Source organism: Xylanibacter rarus (assembly GCF_001275135.1).
GTDB classification, from domain to species: domain Bacteria; phylum Bacteroidota; class Bacteroidia; order Bacteroidales; family Bacteroidaceae; genus Prevotella; species Prevotella rara.
The window spans coordinates 56,978-82,736 of sequence record NZ_LFQU01000019.1; the positions used below are offsets into that span (position 1 = coordinate 56,978).

Genomic DNA, 25,759 nt, shown 5'->3' on the forward strand with positions numbered 1-25,759 from the left:
TTAATCAGAATGTGCCTATCTTTGGAGCGAATTAAATTTTTTAATGCTTATGAAGAATTTGTTTACAAGCAGGGGAACTGATAACAGGTTGTTGTCTACCCTTTTGATGTTGTTGGTGGCGTTGTGGACTGTTCCACATTATAGTAATGCCATGAACGTTCAGGCTCCTGACGGAGAGGACGAGTGCGTATTGGATCTGAAAACTGCAGGAACGACAATCTCATTCAATGTTGGTACGTCTGATGCTGAGAGTGGTTCTATCAAGGTTGACTTCGGTGGTGGTAATGTAAAAGATTATGAAATAGGAAAAAAGGATACCATATTGATAGATGGGGAAGTAAGTGATGGCAGCGTTAAGGTTTATGGAAGCAAGACGCTCATAACATTTCTCTATTGCCCAATGGTTTCTTTGACGGGATTAAACGTGTCAAACTGCGAAAACCTAGAAATGCTTAGTTGCTATGGAAATGGCTTGTCTGTATTGGATTTGACAAAGAACAGCAAACTTTATTATATTGATTGTGGACACAATGTCTTGTCGGAGTTGGATTTAACACAAAATCCTGCACTTCTTTATGTTGATTGTCAAGATAACCGTCTTAAGAGTTTGGACATAACAAAGAACGAGGAACTTTTGTATCTTTATGCTCAGACAAATTTTGAAATGGGGAATATTGATTTCTCTCATAACAAGAAAATACGTGAGATTCTTGCCTATGGCTCTACTAATATGACAAGTCTTGATGTCTCGAATAATCTTGATTTGTTACGTCTTTCTGTAGATCAAACAGGGCTGTCAACACTTGATTTGAGTAAAAATACGGAATTGTTAATACTTAATATCGGTCTTACAAAAATAACTTCAATCGATTTGAGTAAAAATACGAAATTGAGAGAGTTGTATCTTGATCAAAGAAGCCCATATGAATATCGTCATAAAACACTTGATTTGAGCAATAATCCTGAATTGATTAGATTATTTGCTTCTGATAATGATTTTACTGAGTTGGATCTTTCTAAGAATCCAAAATTACAGTCTCTGTTTATTAATGGCAATAATCTGAAAAATCTTGATCTTTCTAATAATCAAGAGGTTATTGAGTTGATGATTAGGAATAATAATTTTACTTTTAATACATTGCCTTTGGCTTATGATGCATTAAATAATTATTCGTATTATCCTCAAAAAGAAATGGCTGTTAATAAAGAACTTTCTATAGAAGAAACTTTAGATCTTTCAAAGGATGTATATGATTCTGAACATGAAACAACAGTTACTGTTTACCTTACAGATAGCAATAGTCCTTATGGCTCAAGCACAAGACTTACTGAAGGTACAGATTATACATATGATAAGGGCGTAATTACATTTTTGAAAGCTCAAAGTGATAGTGTTTATTGTACTTTTAGGAATGATAAATATCCAGGCCTTGAATTAAAAACAATCCGTTTCCTCGTTTTGAATCCTGAGGATGTTGGTAAGTCAACACTTGCGGTTGATATGACTACTGGTATGACTGTTGGTGAGACATTTGCAATGAACTTGTCTACATTCGGTAAAGATGAAAAGGTGGAAGTTGACTTTGGCGACGGTGAACTTAAAGAGTTTACTCTGTCTGATGCACTGCAGAAGGTTAGCGGCGAAGTTAAGGGTGCAAACATAAAGGTTTATACGGCTTCTGGTGTTCAGCTTAAAGACTTTGATGCTTCAGGAATGAAACTTACCAGTGCGAATATATTTAAATCCAAGGCTATAAGAAATCTTAATCTTAATAATAATGAGCTTTCTGAAATAGACCTGTCTGGTAATTTGAAATTTAATTCTGTTCAGCTTGACAACAATAAACTTACAACTTTGAGCTTAAGAGCGCTTACGAACACTAAGATGCTTAGTTGTGATAACAACCAACTTGAGAGTATAGTCTTTGAGTCTTCAGCTCCGGTACTGGCTGATATCAGCTGTTCTGGTAATAAACTTAAGAACCTGTCTTTCTTAAGCAGAGCATCTTCTGTAGAGTTTCTGGATTTCTCTCATAATGAGATTTCGGAGTATATGTTTATTAATTTAAGAAACATCGTTGACCTTAATATGTCATATAATAAGTTTAAAACTGTAGATTTGCAGTATAATATTAAACTTGAAAAATTGAACATTGAAGGAAACTACTTTACATACAGCACACTTCCTCTGACTACGGCTCAGGAGTTTGCTTATGGTAATCAGAATCCTGTAACTATTGCAGAAAAATCATTCATGGTAGATTTGTCTAAGGAGACAACGTTTAAGGGTAAGAATACCAAGTTTACATGGAAGACTGAAAGCGGAAATGTAATGGAAGAAGGTGTAGACTACAGCATTGAAAATGGTATTACTACATTCTTAAAAGTACAGGAAGAGAAAGTATATGCAGAGCTGACAAACGAGGCTTATCCTGATCTGACTCTTACAACAACTCTTGTTGAAACTTCAAGCAAGCCGCAAGAAGTGTTGGCTGGCTTTGTTGGTGCCGGTGAAGTGGGTTCTGAAGTAAGGATGATATTGGCTGCCAAGACTCCTAAGACTATTTATGTAGATTTCGGTGACGGTAAATTGGCTGAATGTATGTTGGGTAGTGGAAATACAACATTGACATCACAACTTGGCGCCAACAAGAACATAACAATTTATGGCTATGATGAGTCTTATAGTGATATTACTGTCCTGAGTATGTCTAATGTTGCTTTGGAAAAAGTTGATATATCTAAGCTGAAAGATTTGACTACGCTGACATTATCCAACGCAGGTTTAACAGAGATTGATTTGAATAATAATACTCTCCTTGAGTTCTTGACATTGGCTGACTGCAACCTGGAGCAGATAGACTTGTCTAAGCTTACCAATCTTACAAACGTGTCATTAAGTAATAACAAGCTTTCGGCAATAGACCTTAGCAACAATACAAAGTTGGCAACACTGCAACTTGGTGGCAATAATTTTGAAACTTTAGTTCTCCCTGAGCTTCCTGCATTGTATCAGCTGAGTGTTTCTGATAATAAACTGAAGACTCTTGATGTTACTAATTGCCCGATATTACGCGAGCTTTATTGCAATGGTAATAACCTTTCTTCTCTCGATATGTCTGGTCAGACGGGTAAGTTCAGTATGGTATACGCTTACGACAACAACTTTAAGTTCAGCACTCTGCCTGTATTCGACATCCATAACCCGATGAACTATAAGTATACTCCTCAGAAGGACGTTGAGATTACTGTTGACGGTGGTAAGGTTGACCTGAGCAGCGAGTATATGGTGGCTGAGAATCCTACAGTTTACACATGGACAACAGAATCAGGCGCAACTCTCGTTGAGGGCACTGACTATACTATTGACAACGGCGTTACAACATTCATGAAGAACTTCGACGAGAATGTTTACTGCTCTATGACCAATGCGGCTTATCCTGAACTGACGCTGAAGACTATAGGCGTTAAGCCTGAGACAACAGGTATCGGCGGAATAACTTCAGGCGAAGGCATTAAGGTTGAAAACGGAAACATCGTGATCACTGTTGACGGCGAGGCTAAGGTGCTCGTATACAACACAGCCGGCATGATGGTGCGTTCATTCGACGTTGAGGGCGGAACCGTTGTAGTAGATGGTCTGGCAGGCGGCGTTTACATGATAGACGTAAGATGCGGCAGCCAGCGCATAGTTAAGAAAGTTATGCTTAAATAAGTTTTTTAGGTTCTTAATGTAGTAAATTTTTCTGTGATGTCAGCGGGCAGGGGTTATCCCTTGTCCGCTGATTCTTTTTGTCTTAATCCTAAAAATGCTAAGTGTAGATGCAAACGGCTTCTAAGGTATCTGCTAAAAAATAATCAGGTTATTTCTGTTTTAGTTTGCTGTTAAGTCTAAAAAGAATTATCTTTGTTCAGACTATTCTGAAAAATCTTATTCATTATGACGAACACTATTATAGAACAAAGACTGGCAGCCCTGCGCGACGTGATGCGCCGCGAGAGCATCGATGCGTTTATATTCCCTTCTACCGACCCTCACAACGGCGAGTATGTGCCCGAACACTGGGAGGGGCGCAAGTGGATATCCGGCTTCAACGGTTCGGCGGGAACAGCCGTTGTTACTATGGACGCTGCCGCGCTGTGGACCGACTCGCGCTATTTCCTTGCCGCTGCCGAGCAGCTCGAAGGCACGGAGTTTAAGCTGATGAAAGAGCGTGTTGAGGGCACGCCGTCGATAATAAAGTGGCTCGGCCAGAAGCTCTCTTTCGTTTCGAGTCCTGTTGTGGGCATCGACGGCATGGTCAATTCAGAGGCTTCGGTGGCAGAGCTCATTGCCGGACTTAGGAATGAGGGCGGCATAACCGTAAGAACCAACTTTGACCCGCTCGGGCAGATATGGACCGACCGTCCGCCGGTGCCGCAGAACAAGATAACCGTTCATCCGCTGGAGTATGCCGGAGAGTCGTGCGCTTCGAAACTGGAGCGCATACGCGCAATGCTGAAGGACATGAACGCCTGCGGAATGCTTGCCGCCGCGCTCGACGACATAGCCTGGACGCTCAACCTGCGAGGCTCTGATGTCCACTGCAACCCTGTGTTTGTGTCTTATCTGCTCATAACGTCACGCCATGCCACGCTGTTCGTTGACGGTGCCAAGCTCGACGACGGCGTGCGTGAGTATCTGAAGGGCGAGGGCGTAGACACCGCAAATTATAATAAGGTGAAAGATGCCCTGGCTGCATATTCTGAATATAACATACTGCTCGATCCGTGCGAGATAAACCATACATTGTTCAGTGCCGTTAGATGCGAGAAGGTGGCGCAGCCGTCGCCCATACCATATATGAAGGCCGTCAAGAACAGTGCCGAGATAGAAGGCTTCCGCCGCGCCATGCTGCGCGACGGCGTTGCGCTGGTGAAGTTTCTGCGCTGGCTTAAGCCTGCCGTTGAGGCCGGCGGTGAGACCGAGATGAGCGTCGACCGCAAGCTGACATCGCTGCGCGCGGAGCAGAAGCTGTTTAAGGACATATCGTTCGACACCATTGCCGCCTATCAGGAGCATGGAGCCATTGTTCACTATGAGGCAACGCCCGAAACCGACGTGCCGCTGCGTCCCGAAGGGCTTATTCTGATAGATTCGGGTGCGCAGTATCTCGACGGGACCACCGACATAACGCGCACCATAGCCTTGGGCGATGTAACCGAGGAGCAGAAACTCGTCTATACGCTTGTGCTGAAAGGCCATATACAGCTGGAGATTTGCAAGTTTCCGCGCGGCGCCAGCGGCACACAGCTCGATGCGCTCGCCCGCAAAGACATGTGGCGCTACGGCTTCAACTACATGCACGGCACTGGCCACGGCGTAGGCTCATATCTCAATGTCCACGAAGGTCCTCACCAGATACGCATGGAATACAGGCCTGCACCGCTCGTTGAAGGCATGACCGTTACCGACGAGCCGGGCATATATCTTGCCGGACGCTTCGGCGTGAGGATAGAGAACACGCTGCTCACCGTGCCATATCGCGACACCGAGTTTGGCTCGTTCCTCGGCTTCGAGTCGCTTACGCTCTGTCCGATAGACCTCGCTCCGGTTAAGAAAGAGATGCTGTTGCCTGAAGAAAAAGAGTGGCTCAACGCATACCACCGCACCGTCTACGACCGCCTTTCGCCGCATCTCGAAGGCGAAGACCGCGAGTGGCTGGCATCGGCTTGTGCCGAAATCTGATGCCGTGAATCTTGCTTTTTATTGATTTACATGCTAAAATATGTAACATAACACCTCATCGGCAGTTGTTTTCCTGTAACTTTATAAGCGGAAGTCGTCCTTTAAGGAAGACCTTGGGCTACTTCCGCTTATTTTATGTTTACAAGATGTATGGTATAAGACAGACGCTCATGATCTGAAACATTGTCAGCTCATCAGGTATTTTGCCGTTCAAAGTGTCATCACAAAAATGTCATGATTTTCTGCCGAAATAGAAAACGGAAAGCGCTTTTATGGCTTGCATCGGTAAAGTATATTTACATTATCATGCAAAAGGCATGCTTTTGAAAAATTACTCGGCAACTTTTTAGTGGAAAAAGCACCGCTTTTAAAGCGGAAACAGGCCTGTTTTTTTATTGAAATAATAGCTTTTTTGTCCGAAATGGGACAAAAAATGTTGCACATATTGCCGGATTTTACCGTAACACATTGTAACACATAGGATTACGTTTGCACGCGAAAACTGCCCGAATTTTCGTCCAACAGATTTTAAATTTCAAATATCTCAGTATGAGAGCGTCAAAGAAAATCAAAAAGGAAGCTAAGTCCGTTTTTATTCAGCAATGTGATTTGTTCAGGTTTTCTTCTTTCATGAAATATTATCTTCAGGTTGCTGCATGCTGATGCCGGCAAATAAAAAATAACGTGTTTAAAGTTTTGATGAGACAAAAAATATTTTTATATTTGTAAAATATTGCTAAATCTGCAGTCGGAACCTGTTTTAAAAGAATATTTGAACCCGTGAACGATACCGGAATATCGCCCCATAAGAATGTCGAATGAGCAATGCTGAAGGGGAAAAGAGTGTGAAGAGAGGTCTTTTTATACATTTATATAAATGTCTGATTCTGTCAGGCCATGTGTTCTGACTGCTGGTGTGGAATTTTAATCATTATAAAAATAGTATGAAAAAACTTTTTGCTTTAATTGCTGTTTTTCTTATGCCTCTGACGATGTTTGCGCAGCGTCAGGCAGGCGAATTTTCTTTGCAGCCAAAGATAGGACTAACTTTTTCAAATGTAAGCGGCATTGACAATACTGCGTATAAAGCCGGGATAAAGGCAGGAGTGGAGGCCGAATATATGGCTACAAAATGGCTCGGAGTAACTTTAGGGATTGATTATTCGGAGCGCGGATGCGGTTTCGACAAGTTTATCTGGGGGTATGCTTATCTTAAAGGGCCTTTGGAGGATCCCGGAACCGGACAAATAGACGATGACATGTATGATAAAGAACTTAAATTCTGGCAAGAAGATGGAGACGGGCATAAAGTGAAGCTTTCTTACCTCAGTGTGCCTGTAATGGCTAACTTTTATATATATAAAGGTCTCGCCGTTAAAGCCGGAGTGCAGGTAGACTTCATGCTGAGCGCAAAATATCCAAGGGGATACAAAGAGATATTTGACGGACAACCGTGGGACGGCAAATATACAGACATAAAAGACCGTTGCCGTAAGGTTGATGTTACCATACCTCTGGGACTTTCGTATGAATACAAACGTTTCGTGCTTGATGCAAGATATGAATTTGGACTGCTCGACATAAAAGATGACGAGATTGTTGCGAAGAATCTTTCGACCGACGGAACCAGCTATTTTCTGGAGTATTACCTCCTTAACGGCAAATTGAAGCGTTCTTCGGCTTTCACGCTGACGCTCGGCTACAGACTGGGACTTTAACCCGGAGCTGTAGTCACAATTCATAATTCATAATTCACAATTCATAATTTATAATTGGCTACGCCGAACTACGTTTCATATGCTCAATAAAACGTTTTGTATGGGCAATTTAACCGCTGAAAGTCAGGCAGATGTGAAAAATAAATACTTTTTGCTTAAAAAGCCTCTGAATATTTGGAAGATAAAAAAATAAGATGTAATTTTGCAGCCGCTAATAATAGCATGAAATTAAAAAATAAGTTTAACATATAAAATTTTAAGACAAAAAATGATCATTGTACCAGTTAAAGATGGCGAGAACATCGAAAGAGCATTGAAGAAATTCAAGAGAAAATTTGAGAAGACAGGTGTCGTAAAGGAACTTCGTGCACGTCAGCAGTTCGATAAGCCGTCTGTCTTGAAGAGGCTCAAGATGGAACGCGCTATTTACGTACAGAAACTGAGAGCTACAGAGGAATAACCAATATTGAATGGGTATACCGCTTAGGCGTTAAAAAGTAATGATAAGGTCCTGCGAATATTTGCAGCCGATATGATGGTGCGTTCGCAGGACGATGTAATTTTGCCGATAGGCTATTGGGGGGATGTACACGGAGTGACTGTGCCACATCCTTTTTTTATATATAAAAATATGTAGCGTCTGTGTGCCGTTGAGGCATTGCTGTTTTCTTATGGCGCTTTCGTCGTATTTTTTGGAAAGCGATAATCAATCACGTTTTTTTTGTTATTATTGTTGTTGTGTTGCGTAACAGCTTCGGCTGTCTGCATCGTGCTTGTAAGCATCAGCATTGGCTTTTCTCCTGTGCATGCGGAGGGTAGGGCTGTGGGTGTATGTGGCTGTTGGGCTTGTTTCTGTATAGCCATTTGACATCCGGCCCTTTATGTGGCGTTTAAAAAATGTGTCGGCGATGTCAGATTTTGTTCAGGTAGTCTTGTAGGACGATTTAAAAAATGTGATTTTTATAAGATTAAGGTTAAAAAAAGTAAAAGAATGAAGTTTTGGAATATAATTATTATCTTTGCATATATATGCATTTATGTTAAAGAGTGTAGTCAGGCTGGCATGGCTTACCTTTCTTGGCTATAATCTTTGCAGAGGCTTAAGCCCGAACCTCTTGCGGCAAACAAATTCTATATACCTTAATATAGTCGGTTTGTAGGGATTGTAAAAACACATTAAACTTTACGCTATGAAAATTAACGGAATTATCAGAGAAATAGGTGATCTGAAAGGAAAACAGCTGGCAAGAACAGGCAAGGTTTACACATAACGGATTTGCCGACAAATTGAAAACATTCATAATACATGACCAACTTATAAGTCGAAGTGGCGCAAAGCATGCTGATGCCGTTTGCTTGTGTTTTCCGCGAATATCTGATACAAATAAAAATTAAACTATGAAACACTTTTTAGCCTTTATACTAGCACTGTTTGCATACACTGCGAATGCCCAGACTGGCATCACTGTTACCGGACGCGTGACAGACGATGCCGGCAACGCCATAGAACGCGCCACTGTGACGATGACACGGCTTGACGACGGAACAAAGCTGGCGCCTGTCATTACCGGCAACGACGGCACATTTATGATAGACAGTATATCCGAAGGACGCTACACTCTCGGCATAACGTGCGTGGGCTATGACAAATACAATAAAAAACTGCGCGTAAGCGGCCCTCTCGATTTGGGCGCGGTCGTTATGGGCGGTTCTGCAAAAATGCTCGACGAAGTGACGGTCATGGCGGATTACTCGAGCGTGAAGTCAAACGGCACCATAACGGTCAGGGTAAAAGGCAATCCGCTGGCTAAAGGCCTGACTCTGCTGGATTTTATGAAATTTATGCGCGGCGTCAGCGTGAGGGGTGAGGACGTCAGTGTCTACGGACGGCAAAACACCTTGATATATCTTGAGGAGCAAGAAATAACACAGGAACAGATGAAGACCATCGACCCCTCGATGATTTCACACATAGATGTGATAACCAACCCTGATGCCTCTTATGGTTTGGGTATTGGCGGCGTGATAAAAATTTATCTGCGTGACGACGGCGGTGTGCTCGGCACGCTGACATTCAATGGCAGAGCCAGTCAGGATGGTCTTCTGCGTGCCTTGCCGGGGCTGAATTTTCTATATGCGCGAGGCAAGGTGAGGGTAAGCAACCTGCTGACAGGCAGTCTGCACGACAAGTCTGTGCGGTCGCAGGTGCAGAACGACGTGGCGGATAATGTGGAAACACAAACCGAAACAAACAGCGTAACCAGGGGCAATGGCTATTTTATGGATAATCTCGCGCTGAGATATTCGCCTACTGATCTTGACAGAATCTATGTGTACGGAGGCGTGAGAATGAGTAACGGCGAAACGTCGACCAGCAGCCATGACGGCACGGACTTCTTGAATATTAACAGTCTGTCGAAACCCCGGTATTACAGTGCCGGACTGCAATACAAACACTTTTTCCGTAAAGACAGTGTCAGCTATTTATTTTTCAGAGGAAGTTATTCGGGGCAGGATTACAGCGAAGGCTTAAGCTATGTCTTGAACTCCACTGCCGACAATGCCAGGCTTGGCTATAATACGAATAACGTATGGATAGACCCGGTGTTGCATGTGGTGCTAAACAAAAAATCGAATTTAAATGCCGGCTTGGTTTACGGTTATATGTACGACAAGCACGACGACACGGGGACAACGCAGCTTGGATACATTCGTGACGGGCGCTATGTAAGCTCCGGCGCCGACTATGGCGCATGGGTGGACTATAGCACGAAGATAGGCAAGTTCCTGTATGTGCAGGGAACGCTTAACTATCACGGGACGAAAACCGTATTTCGTGACCGTATTGACAGTAAAAACGATGTAGATTTATGGGAAGACGGAATATATCCGAGTATCTTTGCGCAATGGAATCTCAGCAAGGAGGAAAATCCGTCTCCGGCAAAAGAATTTTATATTAACTTCAACTACCAGTATTATTACTCCTTGCCGAATTATAACTATACGCTGCCTACCGTTACATGGCAGGGGCAAAATCAATACAGCATAGGTAACCCTGACTTGACAAAAGAAAATCGTCACGACTTTTATGTGTGGCTGGCATATCACAGAAAGTGGACCGTGTACTACGACTTCAACTATGGCGACAACTTGGTGAAGGTGATTATGCATGCTGACCCTGACCGTAAGGATACCTATTTTACAAGGCCGGAAAACGCCGGATGGCAGATACAGCACAAGCTGTCGGTGGCATATCAGACTAAACTCTTTGACTTCTGGTACACCAACACCGAGATGATAGTCAGAAACAGGCGCGAAAGCATGCCGGGAAAGTCAGTCAGTCAGACTTCGTTATATTTTTCAACCAGTAACAATTTTAAAATAGCCAAAAACTATGGCATAACACTCGACTTTGCAGCTTCGACCAAGACAAAGACGCTGTCGTATGAATATGACGGCTGGTTCAACCTCAATGCCCAGGCATATATGTCGCTGCTGAAAAACAAGCTGAACGTAAACCTCAGCTACAATGGCGTGTTCTATAACAGGCCGAAAATGACTGTATATGGCGACGGATGGATGCTGACGCGCAAGTATCTCAGTCACAACACATCTGTAAGTCTGAACGTGTCGTGGAATTTCAGTATTGGCAAGAAGATAAAAGATAACCGTGACATGCCGTCGATAGGCTCCGCAGGAAGAGCAATTCCTACTTTCTGATTTTAAGCACGAGGGAATTATTCTGGTCCGGCTCTGATGAAATGTTGACGTATAAGGTTTCCTCAGTGCCGGATTTTTCTTTTTCCTGCTCATGATAGTTATTCCCTGTAAAGCGGAAAAGAATTTGGCGGAAAAATTTGGCGGTTCGGTTTTATTTTGTAAATTCGTTGCCGAATAACATGGTTTGAGCAACTGTATTTATGATGATAAGAGAATTTTTGAACTACCTCCAGTTTGAGCGGAACTACTCCGCGAGAACCGTGAAGGAATACGGAGCAGACTTGAAAGAGTTTGAACTGTACTTCAAAAATTTGGATGCTCATCTCTCATGGGAGTCGGTCGACTCTGATGTCATCCGCGACTGGATGGAGAGTATGATGGATAAGGGAAACAGTGCGTCGTCGGTCAACAGGCGATTGAGTGCATTGCGTTCCTTTTTCGTTTTGCCCTTTCCCGAAATCTTGTTAGCTCAGATCCGGCCCACGGTCTGACAGGCCCGAAGAAAAACAAACCATTGCCACAATTCGTCAAGGAAAGCGAGATGGACGAGCTGCTCAACGGCAGCATGTGGAATCTCTCTGACTATAAAGATGTGTGCGCGCGTACTATTATAATGGCTTTTTATGAGACAGGAATGCGCGCTGCCGAACTTATAGGGCTTGACGATGCCATGGTTGACCTCGAAGCCTGCCAACTGAAGGTTACTGGCAAAAGAAACAAACAGCGCGTCATTCCGTTTGGCCAAGGGCTGCGCGACGCGCTGTCGGCATATATGGAACTAAGAGACAAAGTCGTGACGAGGCTTGAGCCGGCGCTGTTTGTGTCGGCAAAGGGCCGCAGGCTCACTTATCCGCAAGTGAGAGTCTGCGTGTCGGACAATCTTGCGCGGGTGAGCTCGCTTAAAAAACGCAGCCCGCACGTGCTGCGCCATACATTTGCTACAGCCATGCTTAATCATGGCGCCGGACTTGAGAGCGTTAAGAAGCTGTTGGGGCATCAGGAGCTGACAACTACTGAGATATATACTCATACCACGTTTGAACAGCTTAAGAAAGTTTACAAATCCGCCCATCCAAGGGCTTAACCCTTAAAATTACAAGGAGGTAACTATGGAAGTTAAAATTCAGTCAATCCATTTTGACGCTACTGAACAATTGAAGGCATTTATCGAAAAGAAAACTGCCAAGTTGGAAAAATCTTATGAGGATATTCAAACTGTAGAGGTTCAACTTAAAGTTGTTAAGCCTGCCACTGCCATGAATAAGGAAACAAGTATCACTGTAATGGTTCCCGGCTCACGTCTTTTTGTTGAAAAAGTGTGCGATACTTTTGAAGAGGGAATTGACCTCTGTGTGGACTCATTGAAGGTCCAATTGGCGAAATTTAAAGAAAAATTGCGCAATAGATAAAAAAAATCGCGAAAAGTTTTGGAGATTAAAAAATAATGCCTATCTTTGCAGCCGTTTTAGGACACGTCCTTACAACAAGCGCCTAACGGCTGCTTAACGTTGCCTCTTTAGCTCAGTTGGCCAGAGCACGTGATTTGTAATCTCGGGGTCGTTGGTTCGAATCCGACAAGAGGCTCAAAAGAAAAGACGAGTTCTTAAACAAAGGGTGGTTACCAGAGTGGCCAAATGGGGCAGACTGTAAATCTGCTGTCTTTCGACTTCGGTGGTTCGAATCCATCACCACCCACTCAGTAGAAGTCTTGCGGAAATAGCTCAGTTGATAGAGCACTAGCCTTCCAAGCTGGGGGTCGCGGGTTTGAGTCCCGTTTTCCGCTCTCGCTGCTGTAATAGCTCAGTGGTAGAGCACTTCCTTGGTAAGGAAGAGGTCCCGAGTTCAAATCTCGGTTACAGCTCTACGACTTTCTAATTTTTTAAAAACAGAAAAAATACACGATTATTCATTAACAATAAATAAAAAGTAAAGCTATGGCTAAAGAGACATTCGTCCGTACCAAACCCCATGTAAACATTGGTACAATTGGTCACGTAGACCACGGTAAGACTACTCTGACTGCTGCTATCACAACAGTATTGGCAAAGAAAGGTCTTTCTGAAGTTAAGTCTTTTGACTCTATCGATAACGCTCCTGAGGAAAAAGAGCGTGGTATTACTATCAATACAGCACACGTAGAGTATGAAACAGAAAACCGTCACTATGCACACGTTGACTGCCCGGGACACGCTGACTATGTAAAGAACATGGTAACAGGTGCTGCTCAGATGGATGGTGCTATCATCGTTGTTGCTGCAACTGATGGTCCTATGCCTCAGACACGTGAGCACGTGCTTCTCGCTCGTCAGGTAAACGTTCCTCGTCTGGTTGTATTCCTGAACAAGTGCGATATGGTTGAGGATGAGGAAATGCTTGAGCTCGTTGAGATGGAAATGCGTGAGCTTCTCGATCAGTACGAGTATGATGGCGACAATACTCCTATTATCCGCGGTTCTGCTCTTGGTGCACTTAACGGTGTTGAGAAGTGGGAAGAGAAGGTAATGGAGCTGATGGCTGCTGTTGACGAGTGGATTCCGCTGCCTCCGCGTGACCTCGACAAACCGTTCCTGATGCCTGTTGAGGACGTATTCTCAATCACAGGTCGTGGTACTGTTGCTACAGGTCGTATCGAGACTGGCCGTGTTAAGGTTGGTGACGAAGTTGAGCTCCTCGGTCTTGGTGAAGACAAGAAATCAGTTGTAACTGGTGTTGAGATGTTCCGTAAGATTCTTGACGAAGGTGAAGCTGGTGATAACGTAGGTCTGCTTCTCCGTGGTATCGACAAGAACGAAATCAAGCGTGGTATGGTACTCTGCCACCCGGGTCAGATCAAACCTTACAAGAAGTTCAAGGCTCAGATCTATGTACTGAAGAAAGAAGAAGGTGGACGTCACACTCCGTTCGGAAACAAGTATCGTCCTCAGTTCTACCTCCGTACAATGGACTGTACAGGTGAAATCTCTCTGCCGGAAGGCGTAGAAATGGTAATGCCTGGTGATAACGTAACAATCACTGTTGAGCTTATCTACGCTGTTGCATTGAACGTAGGTCTGCGCTTCGCTATCCGTGAAGGTGGTCGTACAGTAGGTGCTGGTCAGATTACTGAAATCATCGATTAATCATTATCAATGATATAAGTTTTAGGTTCTCGTCTTCCGGCGAGAACCTATTTTACGGGAATAGCTCAGTTGGTAGAGCACTGGTCTCCAAAACCAGGTGTCGGGAGTTCGAGCCTCTCTTCCCGTGCCAAAATAAAGATAATATGTTTAAAAAATTCGCAAATTACTGCAAAGTTTGTTACGAAGAACTTGTGCATAAAACAACATGGCCGACACGTGCCGAACTTACTCATAGTGCAATGGTTGTATTATCTGCTTCCTTGATCATTGCAGTTGTAGTGTTCATTATGGATTCCGTGTTCCGGTTTGTTATGAGTACGATCTATCCTAATTAATCGTAAAAAGGAAAATGGCTGAATCAGGAAAAAAGTGGTATGTATTGCGTGCTGTCAGTGGTAAGGAGGCTAAGGTAAAAGAATATATCGATGCCGAACTTAAGCACAACACGCTTCTTTCAACTTATGTTTCTCAGGTACTTATACCTATGGAGAAGCATGCTTCTTTGCGTAATGGCAAGCGTGTGGTTAAAGAGAAGATTTCTCTCCCGGGCTATGTCCTCGTAGAGGCAGAACTGAAAGGAGACGTGGCACATACACTGCGCTTCATACCTAACGTACTTGGCTTCTTGGGCGGATTGGATAATCCTACCCCTGTTAAGCAGTCTGATATCAACCGTATCCTTGGAACGGCTGAAGAGTCAGTGCTGACGGAAGAGGTAAATATTCCGTTCTGTGTTGACGAGACAGTGAAGGTTACTGATGGACCGTTCAGCGGCTTTAGCGGTGTCATTGAAGAAGTGAATACCGAGAAGCACAAACTTAAGGTTATGGTTAAGATCTTTGGACGTAAAACTCCATTGGAATTAGGTTTTATGCAAGTTGCAAAAGAATAACGTGTTGTTACGGACACGTGTGTTCTTTTATAAAATCTCAAATTTTTTTAATTAACAAAAGAAATGGCTAAAGAAGTTGCTGGATTAATCAAATTACAGATTAAAGGTGGCGCTGCGAATCCTTCACCACCAGTTGGACCGGCTCTCGGTTCAAAGGGTATTAACATCATGGGATTCTGCAAGGAATTCAACGCCAGAACTCAGGATAAGGCTGGAAAAGTGCTTCCGGTTGTTATCACTTACTACACCGATAAGTCATACAGCTTCGAAATTAAGACTTCTCCTGCTGCTGTTCAGCTGCTGGAGGCAGCCAAGGTTAAGAGTGGTTCTGCCGAGCCTAACCGTAGAAAAGTGGCTTCTGTGACATGGGATCAGATCCGTGCCATTGCAGAAGACAAAATGGCTGATCTTAACTGCTTTACCGTAGAGTCTGCGATGAAGCTTGTTGCTGGTACGGCTAGAAGTATGGGCATCTCAGTTAAAGGGGACTTCCCTGGTAAATAATTTATAACTTCAAGAAAATGAGTAAACTGACAAAAAATCAAAAATCAGTAGCTGATAAGGTTGAAGCAGGGAAAGCATACTCTTTGAAAGAGGCTGCAGAGTTGGTTAAGGATATTACTACTACCAAGTTTGACGCTTCTCTTGATATTGATGTACGCTTGGGCGTTGACCCGCGTAAGGCTAACCAGATGGTAAGAGGCGTTGTGTCTCTGCCTAACGGAACTGGTAAGGTTACACGCGTGCTCTGCCTTTGTACTCCTGATGCTGAAGCTGCTGCAAAAGAAGCAGGTGCTGACTATGTAGGTCTTGACGAGTATATCGAAAAGATCAAAGGTGGATGGACAGATGTTGATGTTATCATCACAATGCCGTCATGCATGGGCAAGATTGGTCCTTTAGGACGTGTTCTTGGTCCGCGTGGCTTGATGCCTAACCCTAAGAGCGGTACTGTAACTATGGACGTTGCAAAGGCTGTCAAGGAGGTTAAGCAGGGTAAGATCGACTTCAAGGTTGACAAGGCCGGTATCATCCATGCATCAATTGGTAAGGTTTCTTTCACTCCGGAACAGATCTATCAGAATGCGAAAGAATTTATCGCTACTGTTATTAAACTGAAACCTTCTGCTGCTAAAGGTACATACATCAAGAGTATCTTTATTTCTAGCACTATGAGTAAGGGTATCAAGATTGATCCTAAATCAGTTGAATAACTCTAAAAGTTTTGTAAGATGAAGAAAGAAGTAAAAGATACTATAGTTGTTGAACTCGGTCAGAAGCTGAAAGAGTATTCTCATTTCTACCTCGTTGATGTAACAGGTATGAATGCTGGTGCTACAAGCAAGCTCCGTCGCGAGTGCTTCAAGAACGAAATCAAGATGGTCGTTGTAAAGAACACTCTTCTTCACAAGGCTTTCGAGGCTTCGGATGTTGATTATGAGCCTTTGTATGGCTGTCTGAAGGGTAACACTGCTGTTCTCTTCTGCAACACAGCTAACGTTCCAGCTAAAATGCTGAAAGGTTATGTAAAAGAGAGTATTCCTGCATTGAAGGCTGCTTATGCAGAGGAAAGCATCTATGTTGGTGCTGACAAGCTGGAAGAACTCGCAGCTCTCAAGAGCAAGGACGAAGTTATTGCAGACATTGTTGCATTGCTGCAGTCTCCTGCAAAGAACGTTGTTTCTGCTCTTCAGTCAGGCGCTCACACCATCCATGGTGTACTCAAAACTTTAGGCGAGCGTCCTGAGTAATTTTAACACCCAAACATTAATATTTAAAAACATTAAAATTTAAAATAAAATGGCAGATATTAAAGCTATTGCTGAAGAATTAGTAAATTTGACAGTTAAGGAAGTAAACGAGTTGGCAACAGTCCTGAAGGACGAGTATGGAATTGAGCCCGCTGCTGCAGCTGTTGCTGTTGCTGCTGGTCCTGCTGCAGGTGGTGCTGCAGCCGCAGCTGAGGAGAAGACATCTTTCGATGTTGTACTCGCTGAGGTTGGTGGTGCAAAACTGCAGGTAGTTAAGGCCGTTAAAGAGGCTTGTGGTCTTGGTCTGAAAGAGGCTAAGGATCTCGTAGACGGTGCTCCTTCTACATTGAAGGAAGGTCTGTCTAAGGACGAGGCTGAGAACCTGAAGAAGGCTATCGAAGAGGCTGGCGCTAAGGTTGAGCTCAAATAATTGAGACAATAAAAAATATTTCGGGTTAAGATTCTCCCAGTCGGAGAGTCTTAACCTTTTTGTGTCTTTTATTAATACCATGCAGTGAACCACCGCTGCAAGGTGTAGGTCAAGATTCATGACTTTGAAATCTGCGGCCATTTATTTTCAAGGTGGCATTTTTAACGGTAATAAAAATCTGTAATGGCTTCAAAAATTGTTGATAACAGAGTGAATTTTGCCAGCGTGAAGAATCCGATGCCGTATCCGGATTTCCTCGATGTGCAGTTAAAGTCTTTCAGAGACTTCTTACAGTTGGATACTCCGCCTGAGGAACGCAAGAATGACGGTTTGTATAAGGTCTTTGCTGAAAATTTCCCTATCACCGACACACGTAATAATTTCGTTCTTGAGTTCTTGGATTACTATATCGACCCGCCCCGTTACACTATCGACGAGTGTCTTGAGCGTGGACTTACATATAGCGTGCCCCTGAAGGCTAAGATGAAACTGTATTGTACAGACCCTGACCATGAGGACTTCGGTACTTTCATTCAGGATGTTTTCCTCGGCACTATTCCTTATATGACTGATAACGGCACATTTATCATAAATGGAGCCGAGCGTGTTGTTGTATCACAGTTGCACAGATCTCCCGGTGTGTTCTTCGGACAGGGCGTTCACGCCAACGGTACGGTGCTTTATTCTGCACGTATCATTCCGTTCAAGGGCTCATGGATTGAGTTTGCAACCGACATCAACAATGTGATGTATGCATACATCGACCGTAAGAAGAAGTTGCCTGTTACAACACTTTTGCGTGCTATCGGTTTCGAGACCGATAAGGATATTCTTCAGATATTCGACCTGGCTGAGGAAGTAAAGGTCAACAAGAAGAATATGAAGGATGCCATTGGCCGTAAGCTTGCTGCGAGGGTTCTGAAGAGCTGGAACGAGGACTTCGTTGATGAGGATACCGGTGAAGTTGTTTCTATCGAGCGTAACGAGGTTATCATGGAGCGTGAGACAGAAATCACAAAGGACAACATCGACGACATTATCGACAGCGGCGCTTCGACAGTTCTTCTCCACAAGGATATTGATTCTGCAAGCAAGTATTCAATAATCTTCAACACATTACAGAAAGACCCGAGTAACTCTGAGAAGGAAGCCGTGCTCTACATCTACCGTCAGCTGCGTAATGCAGATCCTGCCGATGATGCAAGTGCACGTGAGGTTATCCAGAACCTGTTCTTCTCTGACAAACGTTATGACTTGGGTGATGTAGGCCGTTACCGTATCAACAAGAAGTTAGGTCTTGATACAGACATGGATGTCCGTATCCTGACTAAAGAAGATATAATTGAAATTATCAAATATCTTATACAGCTGGTTAACTCTAACGCCACTGTAGACGATATCGACCACCTCAGCAACCGCCGTGTACGTACAGTAGGCGAGCAGCTGAGCAACCAGTTCTCTATCGGTCTGGCACGTATGAGCCGTACCATCAGAGAGCGTATGAACGTTCGCGACAATGAGGTGTTCACTCCTACAGACCTTATCAACGCCAAGACAATATCGAGTGTTATCAACTCGTTCTTCGGTACCAACCCGTTGTCACAGTTCATGGACCAGACCAACCCGCTTGCCGAAGTAACTCACAAGCGCCGTCTGTCTGCCCTTGGTCCTGGTGGTCTGTCAAGAGAGCGTGCCGGTTTCGAGGTGCGTGACGTTCACTATACACACTACGGACGCCTTTGTCCTATTGAGAGCCCTGAAGGTCCTAACATCGGACTTATCTCGTCTCTTTGTGTTTACGCTAAAATCAATGAGTTGGGATTCATCGAGACTCCTTACCGCAAGGTTAAGGACGGAATTGTTGATCTCGACAATGACCATATACTTTATCTTACTGCTGAAGAGGAGGAAGACCATATCATCGGTCAGGGCAATGCTCCGCTGAACGATGACGGTACGTTTATCCGCGAAGTGGTTAAGTGCCGCCAGGATGCCGACTTCCCCGTAGTGCCTCCTTCGGAGGTTGACCTTATGGACGTATCTCCTCAGCAGATTGCATCTATTGCTGCCGGACTCATTCCTTTCTTGGAGCACGACGATGCTCACCGTGCGTTGATGGGTAGTAACATGATGCGCCAGGCAGTTCCTCTGCTTCACAATGAGGCTCCTATCGTAGGTACCGGTATTGAGAAGCAGGTATGCGTTGACTCACGTACTATGATCACAGCCGAAGGCGATGGCGTAATCGAGTATGTTGATGCAACTACAATACGTATCCTTTATGACAGAACTGAGGAAGAAGAGTTCGTAAGCTTTGAGCCTGCTCTCAAGGAGTACAGAATACCTAAGTTCCGCCGTACTAACCAGAACATGACCGTTGACCTCCGTCCTATTTGCGACAAGGGCCAGCGTGTAAAGAAGGGCGACATCCTTACAGAAGGATATGCTACAGAGGACGGCGAGCTGGCACTCGGACGCAACTTGCTTGTTGCTTACATGCCTTGGAAGGGATACAACTATGAGGACGCGATCGTGCTCAACGAGCGTGTAGTGCGTGAGGATATTCTTACTTCAGTACATGTGGATGAATATTCGCTCGACGTTCGTGAGACTAAGCGCGGTATGGAAGAGTTCACAAGCGACATTCCTAACGTCAGTGAAGAGGCTACCAAAGACCTCGATGACAATGGTATAATCAGAGTTGGTGCTCGTGTAGAGCCGGGTGATATCCTTATCGGTAAGATTTCACCTAAGGGTGAGAGCGATCCTTCACCAGAGGAGAAACTGCTCCGCGCTATCTTCGGCGACAAGGCTGGCGACGTGAAGGATTCTTCACTTAAGGCCAATCCTTCTCTTACCGGTGTCGTTATCGACAAGAAACTGTTCTCACGTGCCGTTAAGACACGTTCTTCTAAGCAGCAGGACAAGATCGTTCTGGCTAAGATCGACGAAGAGTATGCTGCTAAGATCGATGACTTGAAGGATATTCTTGTTGACAAGCTCCTCACTCTTACAGACGACAAGACGTCTATGGGTATCAAGGATTATACCGGTGCCGAGATTATTACAAGGGGAAGCAAGTTCACAATGGCTCAGCTGAAGAACCTTGAATATGACGGAATACAGTCTAACAACTGGACTAACGACGAACATACTAATGAGCTGATACAGAAGCTGATTATGAACTTCATCAAGAAGTACAAGCTCCTGGACGCTGAACTCAAGCGCCGTAAGTTCGCAATTACAATCGGTGACGAGCTGCCCTCAGGCATCCTGCAGATGGCTAAGGTTTACGTTGCCAAGAAACGTAAGATCGGCGTAGGTGATAAGCTTGCCGGTCGCCACGGTAACAAGGGTATCGTTTCTAAGATTGTACGTCAGGAAGATATGCCGTTCCTCGAGGACGGACGTCCTGTAGACTTGGTTCTTAACCCGCTGGGTGTGCCTTCACGTATGAACCTCGGACAGATATTTGAGGCTATTCTCGGTGCAGCCGGTAAGCGTCTTGGCGTTAAGTTCGCAACACCTATCTTCGACGGTGCCAAGCTTGACGACCTTCAGGAATGGACTGACAAGGCAGGTCTGCCGCGTCTCTGCTCAACACACCTCTATGACGGTGAGACAGGTGAGATGTTCGACCAGCCGGCAACGGTAGGTATCACATACTTCCTTAAACTCGGCCACATGGTTGAAGATAAGATGCACGCCCGCAGCATCGGTCCGTACTCTCTTATCACACAGCAGCCTCTTGGAGGTAAGGCACAGTTTGGTGGTCAGCGTTTTGGTGAGATGGAGGTTTGGGCCCTCGAGGCATTCGGTGCCAGCCATGTGCTTCAGGAAATCCTTACCATCAAGTCTGATGACGTAGTAGGCCGTTCAAAGGCTTACGAGGCTATCGTCAAGGGCGAGCCTATGCCTACACCGGGCATACCGGAGTCTCTCAACGTGCTGCTGCACGAGCTCCGTGGTCTTGGCTTAAGTGTTACTCTTGATTAATAACGAAACTCTTTACATAACAAATATAAACAAGAATTATGGCTTTCAAGAAAGATTCAAAGATAAAGAGTAATTTCACGAAGATTACTATCGGACTTGCATCACCGGAAGAAATCCTCGAAAGTTCTTTTGGCGAGGTTACCAAACCTGAGACCATAAACTATCGTACATATAAACCTGAGCGCGACGGACTTTTCTGCGAGCGCATCTTTGGTCCGACAAAGGACTATGAGTGCGCCTGCGGTAAATATAAGCGCATCAGATATAAAGGCATTGTCTGCGACCGCTGCGGTGTAGAGGTTACAGAGAAGAAAGTGCGCCGTGAGCGCACCGGACATATCGAGCTTGTTGTGCCTGTTGCACACATCTGGTATTTCCGTTCATTGCCTAACAAAATAGGTTACCTGCTCGGTATACCGACAAAGAAACTCGATTCTGTAATTTATTACGAGAAGTATATCGTAATACAGCCGGGTGTAATGGAAGGCCGTACAGACTCTGAGGGCGTTGAAATCAACGGTTCTCACAAGATGGACTTCCTTACTGAAGACGAATATGTAAACATCATGGACAACCTGCCCGACGGCAACGAATATCTTGACGATACAGACCCGAATAAGTTCATCGCCAAGATGGGTGCCGAGGCAATCTATGATCTGTTGGTAAATATCGATCTCGACTCTCTTTCTTATGAGCTTCGCGACCGTGCCAACAGCGACTCTTCTCAGCAGAGAAAGACCGAGGCCCTCAAGCGTCTGCAGGTTGTAGAGGCATTCCGCGGAAGCCGCAACATAAACAAGCCCGAGTGGATGATCATGAAGATTATTCCTGTTACTCCTCCTGAGCTTCGTCCGTTGGTTCCGCTGGATGGTGGCCGTTTTGCAACATCTGACCTCAACGACCTTTATCGTCGTGTCATCATACGTAACAACCGTCTGAAGAGACTTATGGAGATTAAGGCTCCTGAGGTTATTCTCCGTAACGAGAAACGTATGTTGCAGGAGGCTGTCGACAGCTTGTTTGACAACTCACGCAAGAGCAGCGCCGTTAAGAGCGATTCTAACCGTCCGCTGAAGTCTCTGTCTGACTCACTGAAAGGTAAGCAGGGACGTTTCCGTCAGAACCTTCTCGGTAAGCGTGTCGACTATTCAGCACGTTCAGTTATCGTTGTAGGTCCTGAGTTGAAGATGGGCGAGTGCGGTCTGCCTAAGCTTATGGCTGCAGAGCTCTACAAGCCGTTTATCATCCGTAAGCTCATTGAGCGCGGTATCGTCAAGACTGTAAAGAGCGCAAAGAAGATTGTAGACCGCCGCGAGCCGGTTATCTGGGATATCCTCGAGAATGTGATGAAGGGACACCCTGTATTGCTCAACCGTGCGCCTACACTTCACCGTCTTGGTATTCAGGCATTCCAGCCTAAACTTATCGAAGGTAAGGCTATTCAGCTCCATCCGTTGGCATGTACAGCGTTCAACGCCGACTTCGACGGTGACCAGATGGCTGTTCACCTTCCGTTGAGCAATGAGGCAGTGCTCGAGGCACAGATTCTGATGCTTCAGAGCCACAACATCCTTAACCCTGCCAACGGTGCGCCTATCACAGTGCCTTCACAGGATATGGTGCTCGGACTTTACTATATTACAAAGATTCGTCCGGGTGCAAAGGGTGAGGGACTTACGTTCTATGGTCCGGAAGAGGCTATCATTGCGCACAATGAAGGCAAGTGTGACCTCCATGCTCAGGTAAAGGTTGTTGTGAAAGACCTTGATGCAGACGGAAAACTTGTCGACAAGATGGTTGAGACTTCTGTCGGCCGTGTGATTGTCAACGGCATCATACCTGAAGAAGTTGGTTATGTAAATAAGATTATCTCTAAGAAGAGTCTTCGCGATATTATTGCCGACGTAATTAAGGCTGTGGGCTTTGCCCGTGCCTGCGAGTTCCTCGACGGTATCAAGAACCTTGGTTATCGTATGGCATATCTGGCTGGTCTGTCGTTCAACCTTGACGATATCATCATTCCGAAGGAGAAGGCCGACCTCGTTGCAAAAGGTAATGAGGAAGTGCGTCAGATTACCGACAACTATAACATGGGATTCATCACAGACAACGAGCGTTACAACCAGGTAATTGACGCCTGGACACACGTAAATAACGAGTTGGGTGACGTCCTGATGAAGGAGATGACTGAGGCTGACCAGGGATTCAACGCCGTCTACATGATGCTTGACTCTGGAGCCCGTGGTTCTAAAGACCAGATCCGTCAGTTGGCCGGTATGCGTGGACTTATGGCAAAACCGCAGAAGGCAGGAGCTGAAGGTGCTCAGATTATTGAGAACCCGATTCTTTCTAACTTCAAGGAAGGTATGAGCGTGCTCGAGTACTTCATCTCTACCCACGGTGCCCGTAAGGGTCTTGCGGATACCGCTATGAAGACTGCCGATGCCGGATATCTTACACGTCGTCTTGTTGACGTTTCTCACGACGTTATCATTACAGAGGAAGACTGTGGAACTCTGCGCGGACTTGTATGTACAGCATTGAAGAATGGCGATGAGGTTATTTCTTCTCTGTATGAGCGTATCCTCGGCCGTGTGTCAGTTCACGATATTATACATCCTAACACAGGCGAGCTTATTGTTGCTGCCGGTGAGGAAATTACAGAGCCTATAGCTCAGATTATAGAAGACAGCCCGATCGAGAGCGTTGAAATCCGTTCGGTGCTTACTTGTGAGAGCAAGAAGGGTGTCTGCATGAAGTGTTACGGCCGTAACCTTGCCACAAGCCGCATGGTGCAGAAGGGCGAGGCTGTCGGAGTCATCGCAGCTCAGGCTATCGGTGAGCCGGGTACACAGCTTACACTTCGTACGTTCCACGCCGGTGGTGTGGCTGCCAATGCTGCAGCCAATGCATCTATCGTTGCCAAGAACGACAGCCGCATCGAGTTCGACGAGCTTCGTACCGTGCCGTTTGTTGAAGAAGGTGACAATGGCGAGGTTCAGTGTGAGATGGTCGTAAGCCGTCTGGCCGAAATCCGTTTCGTTGATCCTAACACAAACATCGTGCTTTCTACCCTGAACGTTCCTTACGGAAGCTCACTCTACTTCAAGGGCGGCTCTATCGTTAAGAAGGGTGATATGATTGCACGTTGGGACCCGTTCAACGCTGTTATCGTAACCGAGTATGCAGGTACGCTGAAGTTCCGCGACGTTATCGACGGTGTTACGTTCCACTCTGAGACCGACGATACAACAGGTCTTACTGAAAAGATTATCACTGAGTCTAAGGATAAGAGCAAGGTGCCTACCTGTGATATCGTAGATAAGAACGGCGATGTTGTCGGTACATACAACTTCCCTGTGGGTGGTCACGTTGTTGTTGAAGACGGTCAGACCGTCAAGACCGGTGCAACCCTCGTTAAGATTCCTCGTACAGTTGGTAAGGCTGGTGACATCACCGGAGGTCTTCCCCGTGTAACAGAGCTCTTCGAGGCCCGCAACCCGTCTAACCCTGCCGTAGTGAGTGAAATCGACGGTGAGGTTACAATGGGTAAGGTTAAGCGTGGTAACCGTGAGATTATCGTTACCTCAAAGACAGGCGAGCAGCGCAAGTATCTCGTTTCTCTGTCAAAGCAGATCCTGGTTCAGGAGCACGATGCCGTTCGCGCCGGAACTCCTCTGTCAGATGGTGTTATTACGCCTAACGACATCCTTTCAATCAAGGGTCCTACCGCCGTTCAGGAGTATATCGTAAACGAAGTACAGGACGTATACCGTCTGCAGGGTGTGAAGATTAACGACAAGCACTTTGAAATCATCGTTCGTCAGATGATGCGCAAGGTACAGATCAATGATCCGGGTGACACAACATTCCTTGAGCAGGAGATTGTCGACAAACTCGACTTCGCTGAGGAGAACGACCGTATATGGGGTAAGAAAGTTGTTACCGACGCAGGCGACAGCGAGACTCTTAAGAAGGGTCAGATTATCTCAGCCCGCAAGCTGCGTGATGAGAACTCAACCCTGAAGCGCCGCGACCTTAAGACTGTTCAGGTGCGTGATGCCGTTCCTGCAACATCAACTCAGATCCTGCAGGGTATCACACGTGCTGCTCTCCAGACTAAGAGCTTCATGTCTGCCGCATCATTCCAGGAGACAACCAAGGTGCTCAACGAGGCTGCTATCCGCGGAAAGGTAGACTATCTGGAAGGCATGAAAGAGAACGTTATCTGCGGACACCTTATCCCGGCCGGTACAGGTCTGCGTGAATTCGAAAAGATTATTGTAGGTTCACGTGAGGATTATGACCGTATACAGGCAAACCGCAAGAATGTGATTGACTATAGCGAAAAGCAGACAGCTGAGAAAGAATAATTTCAAGGCTAAAACTATATAAGCAAACGAGA

Annotated in this window: 16 protein-coding genes, 5 tRNA genes and 1 pseudogene; 21 read left to right on the forward strand and 1 reads right to left on the reverse strand. The window is 45.2% G+C overall.

Features of this window, described 5'->3' with window-relative positions; genetic code table 11:
* Positions 1-49 precede the first annotated feature (49 nt).
* From ACU52_RS10145 to rpsU, 4 genes are all read left to right on the forward strand, one after another.
* Positions 50-3,715 (forward strand): hypothetical protein, encoded by a 3,666-nt coding sequence (locus ACU52_RS10145; protein WP_147630837.1) that lies wholly within the window; start codon positions 50-52, stop codon positions 3,713-3,715.
* Between the two features lie 225 nt (positions 3,716-3,940).
* The gene (locus ACU52_RS10150; protein WP_053398700.1) at positions 3,941-5,728 is read left to right on the forward strand and encodes an aminopeptidase P family protein; all 1,788 of its coding nucleotides are present in this window, start codon (positions 3,941-3,943) and stop codon (positions 5,726-5,728) included.
* 944 nt (positions 5,729-6,672) lie between these two features.
* Positions 6,673-7,446: a porin family protein gene (locus tag ACU52_RS10155; RefSeq protein ID WP_082335245.1), complete on the forward strand. Its 774-nt coding sequence runs from the start codon at positions 6,673-6,675 to the stop codon at positions 7,444-7,446.
* 268 nt (positions 7,447-7,714) lie between these two features.
* Positions 7,715-7,906: a 30S ribosomal protein S21 gene (gene rpsU / locus ACU52_RS10160; protein ID WP_021853559.1), complete on the forward strand. Its 192-nt coding sequence runs from the start codon at positions 7,715-7,717 to the stop codon at positions 7,904-7,906.
* 209 nt (positions 7,907-8,115) lie between these two features.
* Here rpsU and ACU52_RS15135 read toward each other — a convergent pair whose 3' ends face one another.
* The gene (locus ACU52_RS15135) at positions 8,116-8,310 is read right to left on the reverse strand and encodes a hypothetical protein (RefSeq protein ID WP_147630838.1); all 195 of its coding nucleotides are present in this window, start codon (positions 8,308-8,310) and stop codon (positions 8,116-8,118) included.
* Between the two features lie 534 nt (positions 8,311-8,844).
* On the opposite strand from ACU52_RS15135, the gene ACU52_RS10165 reads away from it, so the two are divergent.
* The 17 genes and pseudogenes from ACU52_RS10165 to rpoC all read left to right on the forward strand — a co-directional run bounded on the left by ACU52_RS10165 (position 8,845) and on the right by rpoC (position 25,727).
* Positions 8,845-11,166: a TonB-dependent receptor gene (locus ACU52_RS10165; RefSeq protein WP_053398702.1), complete on the forward strand. Its 2,322-nt coding sequence runs from the start codon at positions 8,845-8,847 to the stop codon at positions 11,164-11,166.
* 200 nt (positions 11,167-11,366) lie between these two features.
* Positions 11,367-12,250, forward strand: a pseudogene (locus ACU52_RS10170) (tyrosine-type recombinase/integrase).
* Between the two features lie 25 nt (positions 12,251-12,275).
* A complete protein-coding gene (gene hpf, locus ACU52_RS10175; RefSeq protein ID WP_021853555.1) occupies positions 12,276-12,575 on the forward strand; it encodes a ribosome hibernation-promoting factor, HPF/YfiA family in 300 nt (99 codons plus the stop codon).
* A 101-nt stretch (positions 12,576-12,676) separates the two neighbouring features.
* Positions 12,677-12,750, forward strand: a tRNA-Thr gene (locus ACU52_RS10180).
* A gap of 28 nt (positions 12,751-12,778) precedes the next feature.
* A tRNA-Tyr gene (locus tag ACU52_RS10185) sits at positions 12,779-12,861 on the forward strand.
* A gap of 15 nt (positions 12,862-12,876) precedes the next feature.
* Positions 12,877-12,949 (forward strand) — tRNA-Gly (locus tag ACU52_RS10190).
* 6 nt (positions 12,950-12,955) lie between these two features.
* Positions 12,956-13,027 (forward strand) — tRNA-Thr (locus ACU52_RS10195).
* Positions 13,028-13,100: 73 nt separating this feature from the next.
* Positions 13,101-14,285, forward strand: a complete 1,185-nt coding sequence (gene tuf, locus ACU52_RS10200) for an elongation factor Tu (protein ID WP_053398703.1) — start codon at positions 13,101-13,103, stop codon at positions 14,283-14,285.
* A gap of 54 nt (positions 14,286-14,339) precedes the next feature.
* Positions 14,340-14,415: transfer RNA gene (locus ACU52_RS10205), tRNA-Trp, on the forward strand.
* A gap of 13 nt (positions 14,416-14,428) precedes the next feature.
* Complete coding sequence (gene secE / locus ACU52_RS15905) at positions 14,429-14,620, forward strand: preprotein translocase subunit SecE (RefSeq protein ID WP_082335246.1); 192 nt, start codon at positions 14,429-14,431, stop codon at positions 14,618-14,620.
* 14 nt (positions 14,621-14,634) lie between these two features.
* Positions 14,635-15,177, forward strand: coding sequence for a transcription termination/antitermination protein NusG (gene nusG / locus ACU52_RS10210; RefSeq protein WP_021855148.1), 543 nt, complete (start codon positions 14,635-14,637; stop codon positions 15,175-15,177).
* A 63-nt stretch (positions 15,178-15,240) separates the two neighbouring features.
* Complete coding sequence (gene rplK, locus ACU52_RS10215) at positions 15,241-15,681, forward strand: 50S ribosomal protein L11 (protein WP_021855149.1); 441 nt, start codon at positions 15,241-15,243, stop codon at positions 15,679-15,681.
* Between the two features lie 17 nt (positions 15,682-15,698).
* Positions 15,699-16,391 carry a 50S ribosomal protein L1 gene (rplA, locus tag ACU52_RS10220; RefSeq protein ID WP_021855150.1) on the forward strand — a complete coding sequence of 231 codons (693 nt, stop codon included), beginning with the start codon at positions 15,699-15,701 and terminating at the stop codon, positions 16,389-16,391.
* Between the two features lie 18 nt (positions 16,392-16,409).
* Positions 16,410-16,928, forward strand: a complete 519-nt coding sequence (gene rplJ, locus ACU52_RS10225; protein ID WP_021855151.1) for a 50S ribosomal protein L10 — start codon at positions 16,410-16,412, stop codon at positions 16,926-16,928.
* 49 nt (positions 16,929-16,977) lie between these two features.
* Entirely contained in the window at positions 16,978-17,358 is a 381-nt protein-coding gene (gene rplL / locus ACU52_RS10230; RefSeq protein WP_021855152.1) for a 50S ribosomal protein L7/L12, read from the forward strand.
* A 183-nt stretch (positions 17,359-17,541) separates the two neighbouring features.
* Positions 17,542-21,354 carry a DNA-directed RNA polymerase subunit beta gene (gene rpoB, locus ACU52_RS10235; protein WP_021855153.1) on the forward strand — a complete coding sequence of 1,271 codons (3,813 nt, stop codon included), beginning with the start codon at positions 17,542-17,544 and terminating at the stop codon, positions 21,352-21,354.
* Between the two features lie 38 nt (positions 21,355-21,392).
* Positions 21,393-25,727 (forward strand): DNA-directed RNA polymerase subunit beta', encoded by a 4,335-nt coding sequence (rpoC, locus tag ACU52_RS10240; protein ID WP_021855154.1) that lies wholly within the window; start codon positions 21,393-21,395, stop codon positions 25,725-25,727.
* Positions 25,728-25,759 lie beyond the last annotated feature (32 nt).